The organism is Protofrankia sp. Cr1, assembly GCF_963555865.1.
Classification (GTDB): domain Bacteria; phylum Actinomycetota; class Actinomycetes; order Frankiales; family Frankiaceae; genus Protofrankia.
Genome location: NZ_CAUVXO010000236.1, coordinates 3,508 through 8,029, shown reverse-complemented (window position 1 = coordinate 8,029; position 4,522 = coordinate 3,508). Strand labels below are relative to the sequence as shown.

5 protein-coding genes are annotated in these 4,522 nt (G+C 71.5%); all 5 read right to left on the bottom strand.

Annotated elements, in window-relative coordinates:
- Positions 1 to 617 (bottom strand): prolipoprotein diacylglyceryl transferase family protein (locus U9980_RS17380; RefSeq protein ID WP_322768881.1); only part of this gene is annotated, 617 nt, incomplete at its 3' end.
- A gap of 45 nt (positions 618 to 662) precedes the next feature.
- Complete coding sequence (gene trpA, locus U9980_RS17375) at positions 663 to 1,523, bottom strand: tryptophan synthase subunit alpha (RefSeq protein WP_322768880.1); 861 nt, start codon at positions 1,521 to 1,523, stop codon at positions 663 to 665.
- Between the two features lie 20 nt (positions 1,524 to 1,543).
- Positions 1,544 to 2,791, bottom strand: a complete 1,248-nt coding sequence (gene trpB / locus U9980_RS17370) for a tryptophan synthase subunit beta (protein ID WP_322768879.1) — start codon at positions 2,789 to 2,791, stop codon at positions 1,544 to 1,546.
- A gap of 43 nt (positions 2,792 to 2,834) precedes the next feature.
- Positions 2,835 to 3,641, bottom strand: coding sequence for an indole-3-glycerol phosphate synthase TrpC (trpC, locus tag U9980_RS17365; protein WP_322768878.1), 807 nt, complete (start codon positions 3,639 to 3,641; stop codon positions 2,835 to 2,837).
- A 298-nt stretch (positions 3,642 to 3,939) separates the two neighbouring features.
- Positions 3,940 to 4,522: Trp biosynthesis-associated membrane protein (locus U9980_RS17360; protein WP_322768877.1), on the bottom strand; the 583-nt coding region annotated here is incomplete at its 5' end.

The window sequence follows — 4,522 nt, the reverse complement described above, 5'->3', positions numbered from 1 at the left end:
CCCCGTCCGAGCCTGCGGCGACGATCCACCCACAGCAGCACACCGGCGACGCCGACATCCCACAGCGACTCGTACAGGAACGTCGGGTGGTAGAGCGAGACACCGGCAACGAGCTGATGCCCCGGGTCGATCCGCACTGCCCAGGGCAGATCGGTCGCCCGGCCGTAGAGCTCCTGGTTGAACCAGTTACCCCAACGCCCGACCGCTTGGGCGAGCACGAGCCCGGGGGCCGCGGCATCCTCGAACAGGCCGAACGGCGTTCCGCGATGGCGGCAGGCCAACCACACGCCGAGCGCGCCACCGGCTACCCCGCCCCAGATCCCCAACCCGCCGTGCCAGATCTTGAGCGCGTCGAGGGGATGGCCGCCGGCGCCGAAGTACGCATCCGGGCTGGTGATGACGTGGTAGATGCGCGCACCGACGATGCCCAACGGGACCGCCCAGGCCGCGGCGTCCGCGGCGAGGCCGGGCGGCTGGCCACGGGCCCGCAGGCGCCGGTCGGTGACGACAATCGCGACCAGGACACCAAGTATGATCATGAAGGCATAGGCCCGCAGCGGAATGGGACCCACATGCAGGACGCCCGTCGACGGGCTGGGAATCGCGGCTAGGACCACGGTCGCCAACGCTATACCCGACATTCCCGTGCCCCGGCAGGGCGCCTACCCGGCTGTATCCCGGCCGACACCGGTGGCCAGAGCTGCCGCGAGCCGTCCCACCGCCGCAGCGGCGGTATCGGGATCATCGCCCGCACGGTCGGCGTCCATCAACACCTTCACCAGAGCCGAACCCACGATCACCCCGTCGGCGAAGCCGGCGACCTCCGCCGCCTGGGTGGGCGTGCTCACGCCCACACCCACACAGACCGCAGTGTCGCTGACAGCTCGAACCCGGCTCACCAGCCCAGGCGCCTGCGCACCCACCACCGACCGGGCGCCGGTCACCCCCATGAGCGAGGCAGCGTAGATGAAGCCCCGGCTGACCTGGGCGATCCGCGCGATGCGCGCATCGGAGGAGCTCGGGGCGACCAGGAACACCGGGTCGAGGCCGACCGCCGCGGCGGCGGCCAGCCACGGTTCGGCCTCCTCGGGGGGAAGGTCCGGGGTGATCGTCCCAGCCCCGCCGGCAGCCGCGAGATCCCGGGCGAACGCGGTGACCCCGTACCGCTCGACCGGGTTCCAGTAGCTCATGACCAGGACGGGGGCACCGGTGGCGGCCACCGCCTCCACGGTCGCCAGGACCTCACGTGTCGTGACACCACGGCTCAGCGCGGCATTGGCCGCGGCCTGGATCACCGGACCGTCTATGGTCGGGTCGGAGTAGGGCAGGCCGACCTCGACGATGTCCACCCCCGCCTCGACCATGGCCCGCATGGCGCTGACACCACCGGCGACCGAGGGGAAACCCGCCGGCAGGTAGCCGACCAGGGCTGCTCGCCCCGCCCCGCGTGCCGTCGCGAACGTGTCACTCAACCGGCTCCGCTCACCGCCGAGACGGCTCCGCTCACCTGACAGACTCTGCACAGCGCGTCCGTTCCGTCAGCTCATGAATGATCGAGAAGGTCGAACCACCGGGCCGCAGTGTCAACATCCTTGTCGCCCCGACCGGAGCAGTTCACCAACACGACCGCGTCGGGACCCAGCTCGCGGGCGAGGGCGAACGCGCCGGCAAACGCGTGCGCACTCTCGATCGCGACCAGGATGCCCTCCAGCCGCGCGACCGTCGCCAGCGCGTCCATGGCGTCATGGTCGTCAACCACCCGGTAGGTCGCCCGGCCGGTCTCGTGCAGCCAGGCGTGTTCGGGACCGATGCCCGGATAGTCGAGCCCGGCCGAGATCGAGTGCGACACCTGGGTCTGCCCGTCGGCATCCTGGAGGAGGTAGGTCCGCATCCCGTGCAGAACGCCGGGTGCCCCGCCCGCGATCGCGGCCGCGTGGCGTCCGGTCGCCACCCCGTCCCCGCCGGCCTCGACACCGACCAGCGCAACGGACGGGTCGGCGATGAACGGGTGGAATATGCCCATCGCGTTGGAGCCGCCACCGACGCAGGCCACCACGGCATCGGGCAGCCGCCCGATGCCGTCGAGGACCTGGCCGCGGGCCTCCACACCGATGACCCGCTGGAAGTCACGCACCAACATCGGAAACGGATGCGGCCCCATGACCGAACCGATGCAGTAGTGCGTCGTGTCCACCGAGGCCACCCAGTCCCGCATGGCCTCGTTGATGGCGTCCTTGAGGGTCCGGCTGCCCGAGGCGACCGCGACGACCTCGGCGCCCAGCAGCCGCATCCGCGCGACGTTGAGCGCCTGACGGCGGGTGTCCTGCTCGCCCATGTAGACCACGCAGTCCAGGTCCAGCAGCGCACAGGCGGTGGCCGTGGCGACGCCGTGCTGGCCGGCACCGGTTTCGGCGATCACCCGGCTCTTGCCCATCCGACGGGCGAGCAGGCACTGGCCGAGCACATTGTTGATCTTGTGCGAGCCGGTGTGCGCCAGATCCTCACGCTTGAGCAGGATGCGGGCACCGCCGACGTACTCAGCCAGGCGGGTCGCGTCGGTGAGGGGGGTGGGCCGGCCGGCATATGTCGCGAGCAGCCGGTCCAGTTCCGCGGTGAACGCCGGATCGGCGCGGGCGGCTGCGTAGGCCGCCGTCAGTTCGTCCAGAGCGGCGAACAACGCCTCCGGCACGAAGCGACCGCCGAAACGGCCGAAGTGACCGGCGCTGTCAGGCACAGGGCCGCCCGGGACGACACCCTCAGGAGCGAACCCGACGGTTTCGGCGGTGGTCATCGTCTGACTGTATCGGTCAGCATCGGTCAGCCGCCTCTTTCGGTCAGCGCCCCACCCGGGTCGCCGGGTGGGCACCCGCGGTGACCAGATCCGCGACCGCCTGACGGGGATCACTCCCCGTCACCGCAGCCTCCCCCACGAGGACCGCGTCCGCTCCCGCCGCCGCGTAGGCGAGCAGGTCGTGCGGGCCGCGCACACCCGATTCGGCGACCTTGATGACCCCCGGTGGCAACAGCGGCGCCAGCCGGGAGAAGGTGTCGCGATCGACGTCGAGCGTCCGCAGGCTGCGTGCGTTGACGCCGATCAGACGCGCGCCCGCATCGACCGCGCGCACGACCTCGTCGCAGTCGTGCACCTCGACCAGGGCGGTCATGCCGAGTGACTCGACCCGATCGAGCAGCCCGACCAGGCGCGGCTGATCGAGCGCCGCCACGATCAGCAGAACGATGTCGGCGCCGTGTGCCCGAGCCTCGAAGACCTGGTACGGCGAAACGATGAAGTCCTTGCGCAACACGGGCACGTCCACCGCCACCCGCACCGCGTCCAGGTCTGCGAGCGACCCGCCGAACCGGTGCCGCTCGGTCAGGACGCTCACCGCCGCCGCGCCCGCAGCCTCGAACTGCGCCGCCAGCGCCGCCGGATCCGCAATCGCGGCAAGATCGCCCTTTGACGGTGAGCGACGCTTGACCTCGGCGATCACCGAAACGGCCCGGGTGCGCAGCACAGCGAGCGCGTCCCTGGGATCCGGGACACGCTCCACCCGCCGTTTGAGCGTCGCCAGGGAGACCACAGCTTCGCGTTCTGCAAGATCCGCCCGTACCCCGACCAGGATGTCGTCAAGGACGCTCATCGGCCGGTACCCAGGGCTGTCGCAGCCATGGCGCCGATGTTAGGCCAGGCATCGGCCAGCGGCATCAGACCCCCGTCGACGACGGCCGACCGCCACCCTCGGCGATTGCCCGTCGGTTGACAGAAGCCGGAAACGCACCGACTTGGGCCAGCTGGAAAGCCCTCCCGCGTCGGGCATGCCCGCTGCATGTGCACGTATCGTGATTGTCCTGTCGTTGTCCTACGATGCCGATTGCCGCCGAGGGTGCGGCGGACCAACTGGGCCGCGCCGGGCCGGTCCGCCGACGAACAGCCGCCGGTCACGTCGGGTCGTCGCCCCGGTCGATGGCCTCCCAGGCGTCGACCGGTCGGGCGGCCGCCGTCTGATAGCGGGGGGACAGCGCCGACCACGTGTGCCCCCGCAATGCCACCAGGGCGCCGCCGAACGCCAGCAGTACTCCTCCGCCGGTGGCAAGCCACGGCGCGGCCGTACTCCGAAGGTCGCGCAGATCAGCGGTGAGGCTCGGGGCGATCTGGCGCACCTGCGAGGCGACGCGCACAGCCGGCAGCGGGTCGGCGGCGATCCGGCCCGCGACGACGGTGACCACGACCCCGGCCAGCAGAACCGGCAGACCGACCAGTGCCCGCCCCCGTCGCCTCGTGGCGGCGATCGCGACAACCCCGGCCAGCCCGACCAGACCCAGCCCGGCCACGGCCGGGGCAAGATCCGAACCAGACAGCTGCACCGCGAGCGGCGCGGCGGTGACCGGTTCCCCGGCCACGGCCCCGTCCGCGACACGCAGATTCACCCAGGTCACGCTGACGGTGAACAGGACGAGCGCGGCGCCCAGCAGGCAGCAGAGCACCGCCGCAGCCATCTCCCCGCGTCCACGGCGGCCGGTA